Source organism: Streptomyces sp. bgisy159 (assembly GCF_057707805.1).
Genome location: NZ_JBYIQX010000002.1, coordinates 72,256 through 88,671, shown reverse-complemented (window position 1 = coordinate 88,671; position 16,416 = coordinate 72,256). Strand labels below are relative to the sequence as shown.

The following is a 16,416-nucleotide window of genomic DNA, read 5'->3' as shown; positions in this document are numbered from 1 at the left end:
CGGGACGCCGCCGGACTCTCGGCGGTGGTGCCCGGCTGCCGCCCCTGGCCCGGGCGGCGGTGGGGAGCCGGTCACCTGCTGCAGGACGCTAGGCCCGCCGGTGCGGGGTCGGTGACGCGATGTACGGAAATGACACAAGCGGACAGCCCGGTGACCACACCTGACCGGCAGGGCGGGGTGTGGGCGACGGGTTGACGCGGGGCGCTGACCGAAGGCGGGGAACCCGGGGCGGCCGGGGCGCGACGGCTGCTATGGCACCGCATTCGGCGCGGGACAGTCCGTCCGGGGGCGCTCACGGGGCGCTCACGGCGGGGCCGGTGTCGGGCGGGGACCAGGGGGCTGATTAGCATCCGGCCTCATGGACGTACTCATCCATCTCTTCGTCGGCCTGCACATCATCGGCATCGGCGCGCTCCTCGGCGGGTTCCTCACGCAGATGAAGGCGATGGGCCAGGGCACCGCCCGGTTCGTCCCCGCCATGCTGCACGGCGCGGCCACCATGCTCGTCACCGGCGTGGTCCTGGTCGGCCTCGACCAGGCGGAGTACGACCACGTCAACAACGTGAAGATCGGGGTGAAACTGGCCCTGCTGATCGTGATCCTCGGCCTGGTCTACGTGCAGCGCGACGAGGAGCGGGTGGACAAGCGGCTGTTCGGCCTGGTCGGGGCGCTCACCATGGCGAACGTGTTCATCGCGGTGCTGTGGACCTGATCGCCCCGAGCGCGGAGGCGACCGCGCCCACGGCGACCGCCGTCCACACGGCCACCGCGACCCACAGCAGCCCGTGCTCCGACCGGCGGGCCCAGGGCAGATCGGCGGCGGTGGCCGCCGACGAAGCCGCCACGGCCATCATGCCCATCGGGAACACCGTCGCCCAGCGGCGCACGTCGTAGCGCGGGCGCGGCCACGCCGCCTCGGCGGCCAGCAGCACGGCGTACCAGCACAGGGCGAGCACCAGCAGGGCCGCGGTGACGGTGCGCAGGACGCCCGTGTCGTCGGCGTTCCACAGGCGCAGACCGGTGTCGTCGGCGCTGAGCAGATTGGCGCCCGCGAGTGCGGAGGTCGACAGCCCCCCGGCGGCCACCCAGTGGTCCCCGGCGCCGGTGGCGATCTCCCGGAAGTCGAAATGGGCCAGAGCGAAGGCGTAGAGCCCGAGGCCCAGCCAGAACACCACGAGCGCCGCGTGCGCGAGCCAGGCCAGGCCCTGCGCCCGGGCGAGCGTCGCGCCGAGCGCGGCGAGCGCCTGCGTGGCCACGGTGCACAGGAACACCGAGCCCGGCATGCGGTCCCGCCGGTGCCGCACGACGTCCACGAGGAGCACCGGCCACCACAGCACCGCCAGCGCCAGCAGAGCCCCGGCGAGCGTGTGCCGGCCCATCGCGGAGAACCGGGTCCCGAGCACCGCCGTCGCGGCCACGGCGGTGAGCGCGCCCGGCGTGCCCGCCTCGGCCAGCCACCGCTTGCGGTCCCACAGCAGCCGCGCGGTGAAGTCCGCCGCCAGCAGTGCCCACGCGAGCGACGCTGTCGCCAACGCGATCAGCGACAGCGTGTCGTAACCGGTCAGGTCCAGCCCGACCGACACGATGCCGGTCGCCATGACGGCGGCCCCGGCCGCCGGCGGACGCCGCCCCCACCGGTCGTACAGCGATGTGATCGTCCCGGACATGCACCGATGCTACGGACCCCGCTCCGACGCCGGAGTGGGGCGCGCACGCGGGCGGCGACAAAAACGGCCGGGCCGGGGGAGACCGGGAGCGGTCAGGCCGGGCGGACCACGCTGTGGATCGAGGACTCGCCGTCGTAGTAGATGGACTCCTCACGGACGTACGCGCCGGGCTTCGGGGCGTGGATCATCATGCCGTTGCCGATGTAGAGGCCGACGTGGCTGATGTCGCCGTAGAAGAAGACGAGGTCACCAGGCTGGGCCTGGGACAGGGGGACCGTGGTGCCGGCCTCGACCTGGTCCCAGGTGGTGCGCGGGAGAGTGACGTCGGCGGCTTTCCAGGCGGCCTGGGTGAGGCCGGAGCAGTCGTAGGAGTCGGGCCCGGTGGCGCCCCAGACGTAGGGCTTGCCGACCTGCGCGCGGGCGAAGGCGAGAGCCTTCTCGGCCTTCGTGGTGTACGAGGAGTCGGTGGCCGGAGCGGCCGCCGTCGAGCCCGAGGTGTCCGCGGTGGAGCCGGCCGGCGTCGAGGTGTCCTGCTGGGCGGCCGCCTGTCGGGCCGCTTCCTCGGCCGCCTGCCGCTCGGCCAGCTCCGCGGCCTTGCGGGCGGCCTCCTCCCGCTTCTGCCGCTCGATCTCGGCGAGCCGGGCCTTCTCCTGCGCCGTCAGCTCCGCCAGCAGTTCGCGCGCGTCGCCGAGCTTCTTCTGGACGGTGGCCTTGGCGGTCTTGAGCTCGTTCTGCGTCTCGGTCAGCGTCTGCAGGCTCTGCGACGCCTCCCGGCGCTTGCGCATCGTCTCCGACTGCTCGGTGATGTAGTCGTCGACCGCGTCCTTCTGACGGTCGGTCATCCGGTTCATCAGCTGGGACTGGTCGAAGTAGTCCTGCGCGGAGTCCGCGAGCAGGAAGGTCGCGGTGTCCGGCACGGCCGCACCGGTGCGGTACTGCGCGGCCGCGTAGGAACCCAGCTCCTCGCGGGCCGCGTTGAGCTTCTGGGTGCGCTGGGCGACGTCGTCCAGAAGGGTGTCGACCTGCTTGCGCTGCTTGGCCGTCCGCTCCTTGGCGGCGTTGTACTTCTCGGTGGCCGACTCCGCCTGCCGGTACAGGTCGTCGACCTTCTTCTCGACCTCCTCCAGGCTGGGTCTGCCGTCGTCGGAGGGCGCGGCGTTCGCCGTCTGGGAGAGCAGGGCCACGGAGGTCAGGGCGGCGGTGGCGAGGGCGGGGGTGCGGATCCCGGCCACGCGCGAACCGGCGGAACGCGGCTTGCGGTGCTGCGACGCCAAGGGAGGCGACTCCTTCCATGTTCCGCCTACCGAGTTAGCTGTCGGGTTCGGGCGGACGATCGGAAGGGTTGCCCTACGGCTCGTTCCCGGGAGGGGAGGCGGGCCGATTCACCCCAAGGTCGGTGGGTCCCCGGCTCCGGTCGCCATGAGGGGCGCGCCGGACTCGGCGGAGGCCGCGCGGCCCGGCGACGTTCGCCGGTGGGGGTCGTACGGCCCGCCCGCACGGTAGCCAACCGGTGTGGCCCCTGTGAAGGTTGATGGGTGATATGCCCGATACATTTTCGTGACCTTCTTCGTCCGGCTTCGGACGGTCACGGTGAGGCCCCGTTCGGTGAGGTGGGCGGCGCGCGCGTCAGGTGGTGAGGATCCTCACCCCCGACGCCGATGTTCCGGTACGGCGGCCGGTTGTCAGTGAGGCGCCCTAGACTCGGAGAGCGATGAGCAGCCTCTTTGACGACAGCTTCCTGGCGGACCTCCAGGCCCCCCGCGGGCACGGGGAGGAACCCCCGCCGCCGCCCGAGGACGATCACGCTCCGGAGCAGGTTCCGGACGATCTGTTCGGCGGGAAGTTCGACGTGCCCCCGGACCGGGACACCCACTACCGCGACGGCGCCCCGCGCCCCGCCCTGGACGCCGCCGCGCTGATCGAGGGGCTGAACGACAACCAGCGCGCCGCCGTCGTCCACTCCGGCACCCCGCTGCTCATCGTGGCCGGCGCCGGCTCCGGCAAGACCCGGGTGCTCACCCACCGCATCGCGTACCTGCTCGCCGAGCGGAACGTGCACCCCGGGCAGATCCTCGCGATCACCTTCACCAACAAGGCCGCCGGCGAGATGAAGGAGCGCGTCGAGCACTTGGTCGGCCCGCGCGCGGGCGCCATGTGGGTCATGACTTTCCACAGCGCGTGCGTACGCATCCTGCGCCGGGAGAGCAAGAAGCTCGGCTTCACCTCGTCGTTCTCGATCTACGACGCCGCCGACTCCAAGCGTCTGATGGCCCTGGTCTGCCGGGACCTGGACCTGGACCCGAAGCGCTTCCCGCCCAAGTCGTTCAGCGCCAAGATCAGCAACCTGAAGAACGAGCTGATCGACGAGGAGGACTTCGCCGCCCAGGCCGCCGACGGTTTCGAGAAGACCCTCGCCCAGGCGTACGCGCTCTACCAGTCCCGCCTGCGTGAGGCGAACGCGCTGGACTTCGACGACCTGATCATGACCACGGTCAACCTGCTGCGGGCCTTCCCGGACGTCGCCGAGCACTACCGCCGCCGCTTCCGGCACGTCCTGGTCGACGAGTACCAGGACACCAACCACGCCCAGTACGCCCTCGTGCGCGAGCTGGTCGGCAGCGCCGAGCACCCCGTCGACGCGCCCCCGAGCGAGTACGACGTGCCGCCCGCCGAGCTGTGCGTCGTGGGCGACGCCGACCAGTCGATCTACGCCTTCCGCGGCGCGACCATCCGCAACATCCTCCAGTTCGAGGAGGACTACCCGGACGCGACGACGATCCTGCTGGAGCAGAACTACCGCTCCACGCAGACCATCCTGTCCGCCGCCAACGCGGTCATCGAGCGCAACGAGTCCCGCCGCCCCAAGAACCTGTGGACCAACGCGGGCACGGGCGCGCGCATCACCGGCTATGTCGCCGACACCGAGCACGACGAGGCGCAGTTCGTCGCCGACGAGATAGACCGCCTGGTCGACGCGGGGGAGGCCAAGGCCGGCGATGTCGCCGTCTTCTACCGCACCAACGCCCAGTCCCGCGTCTTCGAAGAGGTCTTCATCCGCGTCGGCCTGCCCTACAAGGTCGTCGGCGGGGTCCGCTTCTACGAGCGCAAGGAGGTCCGGGACGTCCTGGCCTACCTGCGGGTCCTCGCCAACCCGGAGGACTCCGTGCCGCTGCGCCGCATCCTCAACGTGCCCAAGCGCGGCATCGGCGAGCGCGCCGAGGCGATGATCGACGCCCTGAGCCAGCGCGAGAGGATCAGCTTCCCGCAGGCCCTCAAGCGCGTCGACGAGGCGTACGGCATGGCCGCGCGGTCGACGAACGCGGTCAAGCGGTTCAACGCGCTGATGGAGGAACTGCGCACGATCGTCGAGTCGGGAGCCGGCCCGGCGACCGTGCTGGAAGCCGTCCTGGAGCGCACCGGCTACCTCGCCGAGCTGCAGTCCTCCACCGACCCGCAGGACGAGACCCGCATCGAGAACCTCCAGGAGCTCGCCGCCGTCGCCCTGGAGTTCGAGCAGGAGCGCGGGGAGGACGAGGCGAGCACCCTCGCCGACTTCCTGGAGCAGGTCGCCCTGGTCGCCGACTCCGACCAGATCCCCGACGAGGAGGACGGCGACGGCGTCATCACGCTGATGACCCTGCACACCGCCAAGGGCCTGGAGTTCCCGGTGGTGTTCCTCACCGGCATGGAGGACGGCGTCTTCCCGCACATGCGCGCCCTCGGGCAGACCAAGGAGCTGGAGGAGGAACGCCGCCTGGCCTACGTCGGCATCACCCGCGCGCGTGAGCGGCTCTACCTCACCCGCTCGGCGATGCGCAGCGCCTGGGGACAGCCGTCGTACAACCCGCCCTCCCGCTTCCTGGAGGAGATCCCGCCCACGCATGTGGACTGGAAGCGCACCGGCGCCACCCTGGCACCGCCGACCGGCGGCGTCGCGTCCTCGCTGTCGTCGTCCCGCTCCCGTTCGTCGGCGTCGGGAGCGTCCGGCTTCGCCACCAGCCGCACCACCGACAAACCGGTGGTCGCCCTGGCCGTCGGTGACCGTGTCACCCACGACCAGTTCGGCCTGGGCACGGTCGTCGGGGTGAAGGGCACCGGAGCGAACGCGGAGGCGACCATCGACTTCGGCGACGCCAAACCGAAGCGGCTGCTGCTGCGGTACGCGCCGGTGGAGAAACTCTGACCCGCTCCGGCCCGGGGCCGATCCACAAGTGAGCCCCCGCCGAACGGCGGGGGCACGCGCACCTCAGCGACGGGGCCGGATCAGGTCGGGTCCAGTCCGTGGCTGCGCAGCCAGGCCAGCGGGTCGATGTGCGAGCCGCCGCTCGGCCGGACCTCGAAGTGCAGGTGCGGGCCGGTCGAGTTGCCGGAGTTCCCGGAGTACGCGATCGGGTCGCCGGCCTTCACCGTCGTACCGGAGGCCACACGGTAGCTGGAGAGGTGGCAGTACCAGGTCTCCGTGCCGTCCTTGGCGGTCACGATCATCATGTTGCCGTAGGCGCTGTTCCACTGGGTCCGCACGACACCGTCGGTCGCGGCCATCACGGTGGTGCCGTAGGAGACCGGGAAGTCGATGCCCGTGTGCATGGACATCCAGTTGACGCCGGACTGGCCGTAGTAGGCGCTGAGACCGTGCTGGCCCACCGGGACGGCGTACTTCGGGCGCAGCCGCTCCTTGCGAGCCGCCTCCGCCAGCGCCTTCTTCCGCTCCAGCTCCTGCTGCGCCTTGAGGTCGATGCGTTCCTGCTCGCGGCTGACCCGGTCGCTGAAGTCGTCCGCGCCCTCCCGTACGTCGAGCAGCTGGGCGGCCAGCTTGTCGTTCGCGGCGGACGCCTTCACCACCGGCGCGTCGGCGGCGGTGGCGCTGGTGTCCGTGTCGTCCCCGGTGAGCGTGCCCACCGAGGCGGCGGCGATCCCGGCGACACCCATCACGCACACCGACGGCACGGCCACGGTCAACAGCGCGGAGCGCTTCGCGGGCGTACGGCGCCGGGAGCGGCTGCCACCGCGCGAAGCCGCCCGGGGGGCCGGTACGGGAGTGACGTCCTCCTGCGCGTCGAGGAGCAGCTCGCCGGGCGCCTGCCCGTCCTCGTCCTCGGCGTGCGGAAGCGTTTCTACGACGGGCAGCTCGCCGGTGGCCGCCGGCTCGGCGTTGTCCTGGTACGGCTCGGCGTCGTCCTGGTAGGGGTCGCCGGTGTCCTGGTACGGGCCGGGGCCCGGCGTCGGCTCACCGTCCGCGGTGTTCCACTGCGTGGCGTCGTAGGCGCCGGTGTCGAAGGACTGGGTACCCCACTCCCACTGCTGGGTCCGGTCGGCCGACCCCGCGGGCTGGTCGGCCTGCAGCCAGGTGCTCGCGTCCCACTGGCCGCTGGTGTCGGGGGCGCCCTGCTGCTGGGGGACCAGCTGCTGGTAGCCGGCGGACCAGGAGGTGGTGTCGTAGGCGCCCGTGTCATAGGCGGCGTGGTGCTGGGCCGCGTACGGGTCGTGGTTCAGCGTCTGGTGGCTGCTCGTCGACCACTGACCGGAATCGTAGGCGCCGGTGTCGTACGTGCCGGTGCCGTAGCCGCCGGTGTCGTACGTCCCGGTCGCGTAAGCGGCGTCACCGAGCCCCGTCGTCGGGTGGGCGCCGGTGTCGTACCCGGTGTCATAGGAGGTGAAGCCGTCGTACGCGGCTTCCTGGGTGCCGTACGACGCGTAGGGCGCCGAGGCGGCTTCGGAAGCCGATGCCGGGGTGGTCATGGTCCCCGACGGGTGACGGTCGTTCACCAACTTCTCTTTCGCCTCGACAACAGGGGCTGCCAGAGCAGTGCGGTGACTGTACCCGGCGGTACGCGGGCACGACAATCTTCGACGGGTTTCGGAGCCCGGGGAAACGGGCATTCGGCCGTGTTTCGGGGGACCGCGGGCACGACCTTGGCTCTATGTTCGAGAGCTGTTCGAGAGAGAAACGGGTCAGGCGACCGTCAGACCACCGGCCCGGGCCTCCGCCGAGGCGGCCGGATCCGCCGCCGGGCCCTCCGCGTCCAGCGCCTGCCGGACGCCCATGGCGACCGCCGGGTGCACGGGAAGCGCGAGATGGCCGATCCCCGTCACGCGTACGTTCACCGCCCGCAGGTCCGGGTGGTCGACGCAGGCCGACTCCAGCGGGTCCATGATGTGGTCGAGGTCGCTCCAGAAGCCGACGAACCGGGTCCGGCAGCCCGGCGCGGGCTCCTTCAGCTCCTCGATGACCGCCGACCCCGGACGCATCTGGCGCGCGATCGGGTGCGCGGTCGCCAGCCGCGCCACCCGGGTGCCCGAGTGCGGGGTGCCGAGCGTGACCAGCGTCCGTACCCGGGCGTCGCCGCCCAGGCGCTGCACGTAGTACCGGGCGATCAGCCCGCCCAGGCTGTGTCCCACGATGTCGACCCGTCGGCTGCCGGTGCGGGCGCAGATGCCCTCTATGTGGCGGCCCAGCAGCTCCGCCGCCGTGCGGATGTCGCAGGTCAGCGGCGAGTAGTTGAGCGACTCCACCTGGTGCCTGCCGTGCTGGGCGAGACTGCGCCGCAGCAGGACGAAGACGGAACGGTTGTCGATGAACCCGTGCAGCAGCACCACCGGGGGAGCGCCCTGGGCCGGCAGCTGCGCCGGCTCGGCGGTGTCGCCGTCCCCCGGGGGCAGCGCGGGCGGAGTGCGCCGTTCCTGGACGATGCCCGACGGATAGAGGACGAGATGGCCCGCGAGGATGGCCAGCTCCAGGGCGGTCGCCTTCAGGAGAGTCACGGAGAGTCCCGCCAGCCTGCTCGGCAGGAGACGCTGACAGAGCGGAAGCAGGGGCTCCAGGGCCCAGGTGACCTTCATGGCCGACCTCCTGTCGGCACACGACGGGACGCCCGTGTCCCCCGTGTGCCCTCGTGGGAGGCCGCGGCGGAGGTGGACGACGGGGCGCGCGAGGCGAGCCCGCCGTGCCTTCGCCGATCCGCCGTACCACCACGATGCGCGGCCCTGTGGCGCGGTGGTGCGGCGACCTCGGAGCGGCTCCCGGTGCGCCCGTTCCCCCGCCAGGAAGGGGAACCGTGCGCGGTGAAAGTGTCCCACCGTGTGATTTCCCCCTCCCTCTCCACCGCGAAACTGCCGGTTGCGGGATGCTGGCGATAACGTTCGTTCACTTCCCCGCCCGGCGTGGTGCGGGGTGTCCGTCGGTACGAATCGGTGTGCATGGATTCAGCAGGATCCGGTACGGATGGATGTAGTCGCTTCATGGAGGCAGTGATGGGTGTGGCAGCCGGTCCGATCCGCGTGGTGGTGGCCAAGCCGGGGCTCGACGGCCACGATCGCGGGGCCAAGGTGATCGCGCGCGCGTTGCGCGACGCCGGTATGGAGGTCATCTACACGGGCCTCCACCAGACCCCGGAGCAGATCGTCGACACGGCGATCCAGGAGGACGCCGACGCGATCGGCCTGTCCATCCTCTCCGGGGCGCACAACACGCTCTTCGCCGCCGTGATCGAGCTGCTCAAGGAGCGGGACGCGGCGGACATCCTGGTCTTCGGCGGGGGCATCATCCCCGAGGCGGACATCCCGCCGCTGAAGGAGAAGGGCGTCGCCGAGATCTTCACACCCGGCGCCACCACACAGTCGATCGTGGACTGGGTCCGGGCACACGTCCGGCAGCCGGCCGGCTCGGGCAGCTGAGCCGCAGTCCGTGACCTGGGGTCGATCCGTCATGGTGCCTCCAGCTCCTGTCGCATCACCCCGCGCAACCGCAGGGTCGTGACCAGCCGCTGGAACGCCTCCGCCCAGTAGCCCCCGGCACCGGGCGAGGCGTCCTCCGGCTCCTCGGGCACCGCCAGCAGCGCGTCCAGCCGGCCCGCCTCCGACGGGTCGAGACAGCGCTCGGCCAGCCCCATCACCCCGCTGAAGCTCCACGGGTAGCTGCCCGCGTCGCGGGCGATGTTCAGCGCGTCGACCACGGCCCGCCCGAGCGGCGCCGCCCACGGCACCGCGCACACGCCGAGCAGCTGGAACGCCTCCGACAGACCGTGCGCGGCGATGAAGCCGGCCACCCATTCGGCGCGTTCTCCGGCCGGCAAGGTGCTCAGCAGCTTGGCGCGCTCGGCCAGGGACACCGCTCCGGGGCCGCCCGCCTCCGGCGCCGACGGCGAACCGAGGAGCGCCCGTGACCAGAGCGCGTCCCGCTGCCTCACGGCGGCCCGGCACCAGGCCGCGTGCAGCTCCGACAGCCAGTCGTCGGCCACCGGCAGCGCCACGATCTCCTCGGGCGCACGGCCGCCCAGCCGCGCCGGCCAGGCGCCCAGCGGGGCCGCCTCCACCAGCTGGCCGAGCCACCACGACCGTTCGCCCCGCCCGGTCGGCGGCCTGGGGACCACCCCGTCGCGCTCCATGCCCGCGTCGCAGTCGTGCGGCGCCTCCACGACGATCGTCGGCGTCGGCTGCGTGAGGTCCAGTGCCACGCAGGTGGCGGCGCGGGCGGCCATCCGAGCCGCCAGGGCCGACTCCGGCAGGGCCGACAACAGCTCGGCGGCGGTCGACCGGACGGTACGGGAACGGTCGGCGAGCGCCTGCTCCAGGAAGGGCTCGTCGCGCGGGCCGAGACCCGTGCGCAGCGAGTCCAGGAACATCAGCCGGTCCTCGGCACGCTCCGTCGGCCAGGTGGCGGCCAGCAGCTCCCGGGCGGCGTCCGGGGTGCGCGAGCGCAGCGCCGCCAGCAGGGCGACCCGCTCCGCGAACAGCCCCTCCTGCCACAGCCGCCTGACCTGCTCGGTGTCCTGGGCGCCGGGCAGGGACGCGCCACCGCCCGGTGTGGCGCGCAGGGCGAACCGCCAGTCCGGGTTGAGCCGGGCCAGCCACAGGGCGCGTGGCCCCGCGAACTCCAGCGCCGCCGGCCGCAGGTCCGTACGCCCGCGGGCCGCGTCCAGCAGGGCCGGAAGCGCCTGCGGTGGCGCGCCGTAACCGTGCGCGTTGGCAGCCGCCAGCCACTGGGGCAGCAGCTCGATGAGGTCGGGGGTGGCGCCGCGCCGGCCGCCGCCGGCCGCGCCGGGCCGGTCGGCCAGCAGCAGGGCGAGGCGGCGCGCCGCCGCGGGCGGAAGCGGCCGGCGCGGGTCCTCGGGGGCCGGATCCGGGCGACGGGCTGCCGGGCCCGGGCGCAGTCCGGCGCGGCGCCGTACGGTCTCGGCGGCCGCCGCGTCCAGGAGCGCCGAGGGAGCGTCGGGGCCCGGCGGCACCCCGGGGGGCGTCCGCCGGTCGGTGCCCAGGAGCGCCGCGGTGACCAGCGCTTCCCAGGCGCCGGGCGGGGCCGCGGCCGTGGTGCCGTTCATGGGGGTCCCTTCCTGGCGCTGCCGGTGTTCCTGGCGCTGCCGGTGTTCTTGGTGCTGCCGCACCGGTCGGTCCCCTCGGGCTGGTTGTTCCTCTTGTTCCTTGCGGTCCAGTTGCTGCGGGTGGTGAGGGAGACGCTGTGTGGGGCCGGGTGTCCTCTGCGGCCGCACGTATGCGTGGCGGCGGGAGGCGACGGGCGCGAGGAGTGAGTCAGCACAGGGCGACGGCCTCCCCGGGGCCGGCAGGCCACGCCGTCAGGGGCGTGAAGCCGCGGTGGCCGCACTCGCCGAAGACCTTGACGGGGGCGCCGCCGGACAGAGCCACCAGCCGCCACAGACCGGGGCGGGCGGCGGCGCCCGGCGCGAGGGGGAGCGCCGTGTCCCCGGCGGCATCCGCGAGTTGCCACGACGGGCCGTCCGGTACCGGGACGACGTCGTCCAGCGTCACCGGCACGGAGTCCAGCCAGGGGTCCTCACACAGGGCGTCACCGTAGTGGGCGGCCGCCGTGCCGGTCGACACACCCGGCGGCCGCGCGCTGGTGGGGACGGGCGGGGAACGGCGCTCCGTCAGGGCCGCGCGCCGCCGGCCGGTCTCCGGAAACGCGGACAGCTCGGCGTCCACGGCCAGCCCCACCGGGAGCGCCAGCTCCGGAGTCCGTCCGGCGGCGCCGTACGACAGGAGCAGCGCCGTACGGCCGGTGCCGGTGCCGTACAGCCAGATCCGGCGGGTCGTCAGCTTGGCGTCCGCGGTGTCGTACTGGGCGAGGACCAGCCAGTGGTCGCGCTCCGGCGGCCCCTCCGCCGCACCGGTCAGGCCGACGCGGGAGCGGACCGTCGCCACCAGCTCCTCGGGCAGCCGCGCGCGGCCCAGCCAGCCCCGGTCCAGCAGGTGGAGCAGCGCGCACTCCTCCAGCAGCCGCACCGGCCAGTCCGGGCCCGACCCGGGGATCGAGCCCAGCTCCCGCACCCGGGACGCCAGCCCGGGCGCCTGCGCGTCGACCATGCGGGCCGCCGTCTCCTCCCACAGCCCGTACCCCGCCTGCTCGGCCGTGGCCAGGCCGGAGCGCAGCAGGTCGGCCAGGCGCTGCTCCAGCTCGGTCGCCCCCGCCGTGATCCGCTCGGCCCGGCGCTCCGCCCGCCGGCGCGCCGCCTCGCGGTCCACCGGGCCGGCCGGGGGCCGGGCGCCCCCGCCGCCCGGCCCCTTCTCTCCACCCGCCCCCTCTTCTCCCCCCGCTCCACGGCGCTCGCGCCGGCCCGCGAGCCATGCCTCCGCCCACTCCGGCGCCGCCCGCCCTCCGGGGACCGCCGCCTCACCGCCCGACCAGAGCAGCAGCAGCCCGAGAGCGTGCTTGCACGGGAACTTGCGGCTCGGGCAACCGCACCGGTACGCCGGTCCGCCGGCGGGGTCCGCCAGGTCCACGACCGTCCGGTACGGCGTACGGCCGCTCCCCTTGCACAGACCCCACACCACCCCCTCCTCGCTGCTGCCCGTCCCCGACCACGCACCGGCCGAGGCGAGTTTGCTCCCCGCTTTGCGTGACGCGTCGTCAGGCGCCAGTTCCAGCACCTGGTCCGCGGTCCGGCGCACCCCCTGCTGAGTCATACCGAAGACCGTAGGCCCACCCACTGACAATCGGCCCGGACGTAGCTCGGAGCAGACCATTTTCCCAGGTCAGGGCCGACTGTCAGTGGGGTGGTGCAAGGTGGGAGCCAGATCCGAACCGGCCGAGCTGGAGAGGGGGACCAGCTGTGTCTGTGTCCGTGGAACCGAGGTCCGTGGACCTGGCGGAGGAGAAGCAGACCGAGGCGTTGCGACCGCACGCCGAGGACGCGTTCGCCCATGAACTCGCCGCGCTGGCACGGCAGGACGACCGCCCCCGACCACCGCGGTGGAAGCTGTCGCCGTGGGCGGTCGCCACCTACCTCCTGGGCGGTACCCTGCCGGACGGCACCGTGATCACGCCGAAGTACGTGGGTCCGCGCCGCATCGTCGAGGTCGCCGTCACGACACTCGCCACCGACCGCGCCCTGCTGCTGCTCGGCGTGCCCGGCACCGCCAAGACCTGGGTCTCCGAGCACCTGGCCGCGGCCGTCAGCGGGGACTCCACCCTGCTGGTGCAGGGCACGGCGGGCACCCCGGAGGAGGCCATCCGCTACGGCTGGAACTACGCGCGACTGCTCGCCCACGGCCCGAGCCGCGACGCCCTCGTGCCCAGCCCCGTCATGCGGGCCATGGCCCAGGGCATGACGGCCCGGGTGGAGGAGCTGACCCGTATCCCGGCCGATGTGCAGGACACCCTCATCACCCTCCTGTCGGAGAAGACCCTGCCGATCCCCGAGCTGGGGCAGGAGGTGCAGGCCGTACGCGGCTTCAACCTCATCGCCACCGCCAACGACCGCGACCGCGGGGTCAACGACCTCTCCAGCGCCCTGCGCCGCCGTTTCAACAGTGTGGTGCTGCCGCTGCCGGCCAGTGTCGACGCCGAGGTGGACATCGTCGCGCGCCGCGTCGACCAGATCGGCCGATCCCTCGACCTGCCGGCCGTGCCCGACGGGGCGGACGAGATCCGCCGGGTGGTCACGGTCTTCCGGGAACTGCGAGCCGGGGTCACCGCCGACGGCCGGACGAAGCTGAAGTCGCCCAGCGGCACCCTGTCCACCGCCGAGGCCATCTCTGTCGTGACCGGCGGCCTCGCCCTCGCCGCCCACTTCGGCGACGGTGTCCTGCGGCCCGGCGACATGGCCGCCGGTCTCCTCGGCGCGGTCGTCCGCGATCCGGCCGCGGACCGGGTCGTCTGGCAGGAGTACCTGGAGGCCGTGGTCCGCGAGCGCGAGGGGTGGACCGACTTCTACCGGGCCTGCCGGGAGGCGGCCGGATGAGCGGGGGACGGGGGCAGGGGCCCCTGCTGCTGGGGGTACGGCACCACGGGCCCGGCTCCGCCCGGGCCGTGCGGGCGGCGCTGACGGCAGCCCGGCCGAGGGCGGTGCTGATCGAGGGACCGCCGGAGGCCGACACACTGCTGGCGCTCGCCGCCGACGAGGACATGCGGCCGCCGGTGGCCCTGCTCGCCCACGCCGTCGACGAGCCCGGCCGCTCCGCCTTCTGGCCGTTCGCCGCGTTCTCCCCGGAGTGGGTCGCGCTCCGCTGGGCCCTGGAGCAGGGGGTTCCGGTCCGCTTCATCGACCTGCCGGCGGCGCACACGCTGGCGTGGCAAGGGCGGGAGGACACGGGCACGGGAGAAAGGGGCTGGGGAGGGCCGAGCGGTGGGCAGGGCGACGCAGACCAGCCCGGGGCGGGCCGGGCCGCGGCGGGGCGGGCCGACGGGGAGCCGGGCGACCCGGCGGAGCAGGGGGAGCCCGGCGGGGAGCACAGGGGTCTGGGGGAGGGAGCGGGGGAGCCGGAGGGCCATGGGGAGGGGCTTCGGCTTGATCCCCTGGCCGTGCTCGCCGAGGCCGCCGGGTACGAGGACGCGGAGCGCTGGTGGGAGGACGTCGTCGAGCACCGGGGCGGGGGCCCGGCGGGACCGTTCGCGCCGTTCGCCGCGCTGGAGGAGGCGATGGGAGCCATGCGGGAGACCCAGCCCGACGGGCAGCACGAGCGGGACGCCGTGCGCGAGGCGGCGATGCGGCTCCAGGTGCGGGCGGCGGTCCGGGAGTTCGGGGCCGACGGGGTGGCCGTGGTGTGCGGAGCCTGGCATGTCCCGGCGCTGCGGCGGCGGACCACCGTGTCCGCCGACCGGGCTCTGCTGAAGGGGCTGCCGAAGGTCAAGGTGGACACGACCTGGGTGCCGTGGACCCACCGGAGGCTGGCGCGGGCCGGAGGATACGGGGCGGGCATCAGCTCGCCGGGGTGGTACGGCCATCTGTTCGCCGCCCCGGACCGGCCGGTCGAGCGCTGGCTGACCAGGGTCGCCGGGCTGCTCCGGGAGGAGGGCCGGACGGTGTCCCCCGCGCACGTCATCGAGGCGGTGCGGCTGGCGGACACGCTCGCCGCGCTGCGCGGCAGGCCGCTGCCCGGCCTCGGGGAGGCCACCGACGCGGTGCGGGCGGTGCTGTGCGACGGCTCGGACGTGCCGCTCGACCTGGTGCGGGACCGGCTGGAGGTGGGGGACGTGCTGGGCGAGGTACCGGCCACGGCGCCCGCGGTGCCCTTGCAGCGTGACCTGGACCGGCTGCAGCGGCGACTGCGGCTCAGGCCGGAGGCGCGGGAGCGGGAACTGGAGCTGGATCTGCGCAAGGAGACCGACGCGGAGCGCGGCCGCCTGCTGCACCGGCTGCGACTGCTCGGCGTCGAGTGGGGCCGGCCCACGGCCTCACGGGCCGGCACGGGCACCTTCCGGGAGACGTGGCGGCTGCACTGGGAGCCGGAGCTGTCGGTGCGGGTCGCGGAGGCCGGCGTGTGGGGGACCACCGTGTGCGCGGCGGCCACCGCGAAGGCGGAGGCGGACGCCGTCGGCGCACAGACCCTGGCCGAGGTCACCGGCCTCGCCGAGTGCTGTCTGCTCGCCGAACTGCCGCGGGCGCTGCCCGCCGTGATGCGGGTCCTCGCCGACCGGGCGGCCCTCGACACCGATGTCGGTCACCTCGCCCAGGCCCTGCCCGCGCTGGTCCGTTCGCTGCGCTACGGCGACGTCCGGGGCACCGGCACCGGGGCGCTGGCGGAGGTGGCGGCGGGTCTCGCCGAGCGGATCTTCGTGGGGCTGCCTGCGGCCTGCGCCGGACTCGACGCCGACGCGGCGGAGGAGATGCGCCGCCACGTGGACGCGGTGCACGGGGTGGTGGGGCTGCTGGGGGATGCCAGCGGGGAGCCCGGTGGTGAACCCTGCCGAGCCGCCACCCCCTCCGGCCTCCCGGCCCGGTGGCGGGCGGTGCTGCGGACGTTGGCGGGGCGGGACAGCGTGCCGGGAGTCGTGCGGGGGCGGGCCGTACGGCTGTTGCTGGACTGTGGGGAACTGGAGCCGGACGAGGCGGCGCGCCTCATGGGGCTCGCCCTGTCGGTCGGGACGCCACCGGCCGACGCGGCACTGTGGATCGAGGGGTTCCTCGGGGGCGGCTCCGGAGGGGGGATGCTGCTGGTCCACGACGAGCGGCTGCTGGCCCTGGTCGACGAGTGGCTGACCGGTGTGCCGGCGGAGGCCTTCACGGATGTGCTGCCGCTCCTGCGGCGGACGTTCTCCGCGTACGAGACGGGGGTGCGCCGAACGCTGGGCGAGCTGGTGCGGCGTGGGCCGGCGGAGCGTGGCGAGGTGACGGGGGCGGGGGCGGCGGCCCCGGGGTTCGCGCCGGAGCCGGACCGGGCGCGTGCGGAGGCGGTGCTGCCGGTGGTCCGGCTGCTGCTGGGGGCGCCGGAGGGTCGGAGCAGCGCGGGTGTGAGGGCGTGACGGCGCAGGCGGGCCGAAGCACCGGGAGGCGAGGAGGAGGAACAAGAGGGGACG

Annotated in this window: 11 protein-coding genes and 1 riboswitch; of the genes, 5 read left to right on the top strand and 6 right to left on the bottom strand. The window is 73.8% G+C overall.

The features are described from left to right. Positions 1 to 358: 358 nt before the first annotated feature. Positions 359 to 712 (top strand): hypothetical protein, encoded by a 354-nt coding sequence (locus AC3ET3_RS02400; RefSeq protein WP_432134933.1) that lies wholly within the window; start codon positions 359 to 361, stop codon positions 710 to 712. On the opposite strand, the gene AC3ET3_RS02395 is transcribed toward AC3ET3_RS02400, so the two are convergent. Both AC3ET3_RS02395 and AC3ET3_RS02390 read right to left on the bottom strand, forming a co-directional pair. After that, positions 690 to 1,667: an SLAC1 family transporter gene (locus AC3ET3_RS02395; RefSeq protein ID WP_432155397.1), complete on the bottom strand. Its 978-nt coding sequence runs from the start codon at positions 1,665 to 1,667 to the stop codon at positions 690 to 692. The two genes, AC3ET3_RS02400 and AC3ET3_RS02395, sit on opposite strands and share 23 nt — an antisense overlap. A gap of 92 nt (positions 1,668 to 1,759) precedes the next feature. Further along, positions 1,760 to 2,941: a C40 family peptidase gene (locus AC3ET3_RS02390; RefSeq protein ID WP_435611529.1), complete on the bottom strand. Its 1,182-nt coding sequence runs from the start codon at positions 2,939 to 2,941 to the stop codon at positions 1,760 to 1,762. A gap of 8 nt (positions 2,942 to 2,949) precedes the next feature. Continuing rightward, positions 2,950 to 3,120, bottom strand: a riboswitch (cyclic di-AMP (ydaO/yuaA leader). A gap of 258 nt (positions 3,121 to 3,378) precedes the next feature. Between AC3ET3_RS02390 and pcrA the strand changes: the two genes are divergently transcribed. Then, positions 3,379 to 5,850: a DNA helicase PcrA gene (gene pcrA, locus AC3ET3_RS02385; RefSeq protein WP_435611528.1), complete on the top strand. Its 2,472-nt coding sequence runs from the start codon at positions 3,379 to 3,381 to the stop codon at positions 5,848 to 5,850. 80 nt (positions 5,851 to 5,930) lie between these two features. Here the strand turns inward: pcrA and AC3ET3_RS02380 are convergent, their stop codons facing one another. Continuing rightward, entirely contained in the window at positions 5,931 to 7,547 is a 1,617-nt protein-coding gene (locus tag AC3ET3_RS02380; RefSeq protein ID WP_435611527.1) for a M23 family metallopeptidase, read from the bottom strand. 72 nt (positions 7,548 to 7,619) lie between these two features. Next, complete coding sequence (locus AC3ET3_RS02375; protein ID WP_435611526.1) at positions 7,620 to 8,507, bottom strand: esterase/lipase family protein; 888 nt, start codon at positions 8,505 to 8,507, stop codon at positions 7,620 to 7,622. A 411-nt stretch (positions 8,508 to 8,918) separates the two neighbouring features. Between AC3ET3_RS02375 and icmB the strand changes: the two genes are divergently transcribed. Then, complete coding sequence (gene icmB / locus AC3ET3_RS02370; RefSeq protein ID WP_432134919.1) at positions 8,919 to 9,341, top strand: coenzyme B12-dependent isobutyryl CoA mutase small subunit; 423 nt, start codon at positions 8,919 to 8,921, stop codon at positions 9,339 to 9,341. Positions 9,342 to 9,370: 29 nt separating this feature from the next. On the opposite strand, the gene AC3ET3_RS02365 is transcribed toward icmB, so the two are convergent. Together AC3ET3_RS02365 and AC3ET3_RS02360 are read right to left on the bottom strand one after the other, a co-directional pair. Next, entirely contained in the window at positions 9,371 to 10,984 is a 1,614-nt protein-coding gene (locus tag AC3ET3_RS02365; RefSeq protein WP_432134918.1) for a DUF5691 domain-containing protein, read from the bottom strand. Positions 10,985 to 11,192: 208 nt separating this feature from the next. Continuing rightward, on the bottom strand, positions 11,193 to 12,584 hold the full coding sequence (locus AC3ET3_RS02360) for an SWIM zinc finger family protein (RefSeq protein WP_435611525.1): 1,392 nt from the start codon (positions 12,582 to 12,584) through the stop codon (positions 11,193 to 11,195). Between the two features lie 146 nt (positions 12,585 to 12,730). Between AC3ET3_RS02360 and AC3ET3_RS02355 the strand changes: the two genes are divergently transcribed. Both AC3ET3_RS02355 and AC3ET3_RS02350 read left to right on the top strand, forming a co-directional pair. Next, positions 12,731 to 13,861 (top strand): ATP-binding protein, encoded by a 1,131-nt coding sequence (locus tag AC3ET3_RS02355; RefSeq protein WP_432134916.1) that lies wholly within the window; start codon positions 12,731 to 12,733, stop codon positions 13,859 to 13,861. Then, positions 13,858 to 16,362 (top strand): DUF5682 family protein, encoded by a 2,505-nt coding sequence (locus tag AC3ET3_RS02350; RefSeq protein WP_435611524.1) that lies wholly within the window; start codon positions 13,858 to 13,860, stop codon positions 16,360 to 16,362. The genes AC3ET3_RS02355 and AC3ET3_RS02350 overlap by 4 nt, the downstream gene beginning before the upstream one ends. The last annotated feature ends 54 nt before the right edge of the window (positions 16,363 to 16,416 follow it).

Bases quoted from the DNA above. Each gene is read 5' to 3' on its own strand.
- AC3ET3_RS02375 (WP_435611526.1), bottom strand. From the start codon at position 8,507: ATGAAGGTCACCTGGGCCCTGGAGCCCCTGCTTCCGCTCTGTCAGCGT.
- pcrA (WP_435611528.1), top strand. From the start codon at position 3,379: ATGAGCAGCCTCTTTGACGACAGCTTCCTGGCGGACCTCCAGGCCCCC.
- AC3ET3_RS02380 (WP_435611527.1), bottom strand. From the start codon at position 7,547: ATGCCCGTTTCCCCGGGCTCCGAAACCCGTCGAAGATTGTCGTGCCCG.
- AC3ET3_RS02400 (WP_432134933.1), top strand. From the start codon at position 359: ATGGACGTACTCATCCATCTCTTCGTCGGCCTGCACATCATCGGCATC.
- AC3ET3_RS02365 (WP_432134918.1), bottom strand. From the start codon at position 10,984: ATGAACGGCACCACGGCCGCGGCCCCGCCCGGCGCCTGGGAAGCGCTG.
- AC3ET3_RS02350 (WP_435611524.1), top strand. From the start codon at position 13,858: ATGAGCGGGGGACGGGGGCAGGGGCCCCTGCTGCTGGGGGTACGGCAC.
- icmB (WP_432134919.1), top strand. From the start codon at position 8,919: ATGGGTGTGGCAGCCGGTCCGATCCGCGTGGTGGTGGCCAAGCCGGGG.
- AC3ET3_RS02395 (WP_432155397.1), bottom strand. From the start codon at position 1,667: ATGTCCGGGACGATCACATCGCTGTACGACCGGTGGGGGCGGCGTCCG.
- AC3ET3_RS02360 (WP_435611525.1), bottom strand. From the start codon at position 12,584: ATGACTCAGCAGGGGGTGCGCCGGACCGCGGACCAGGTGCTGGAACTG.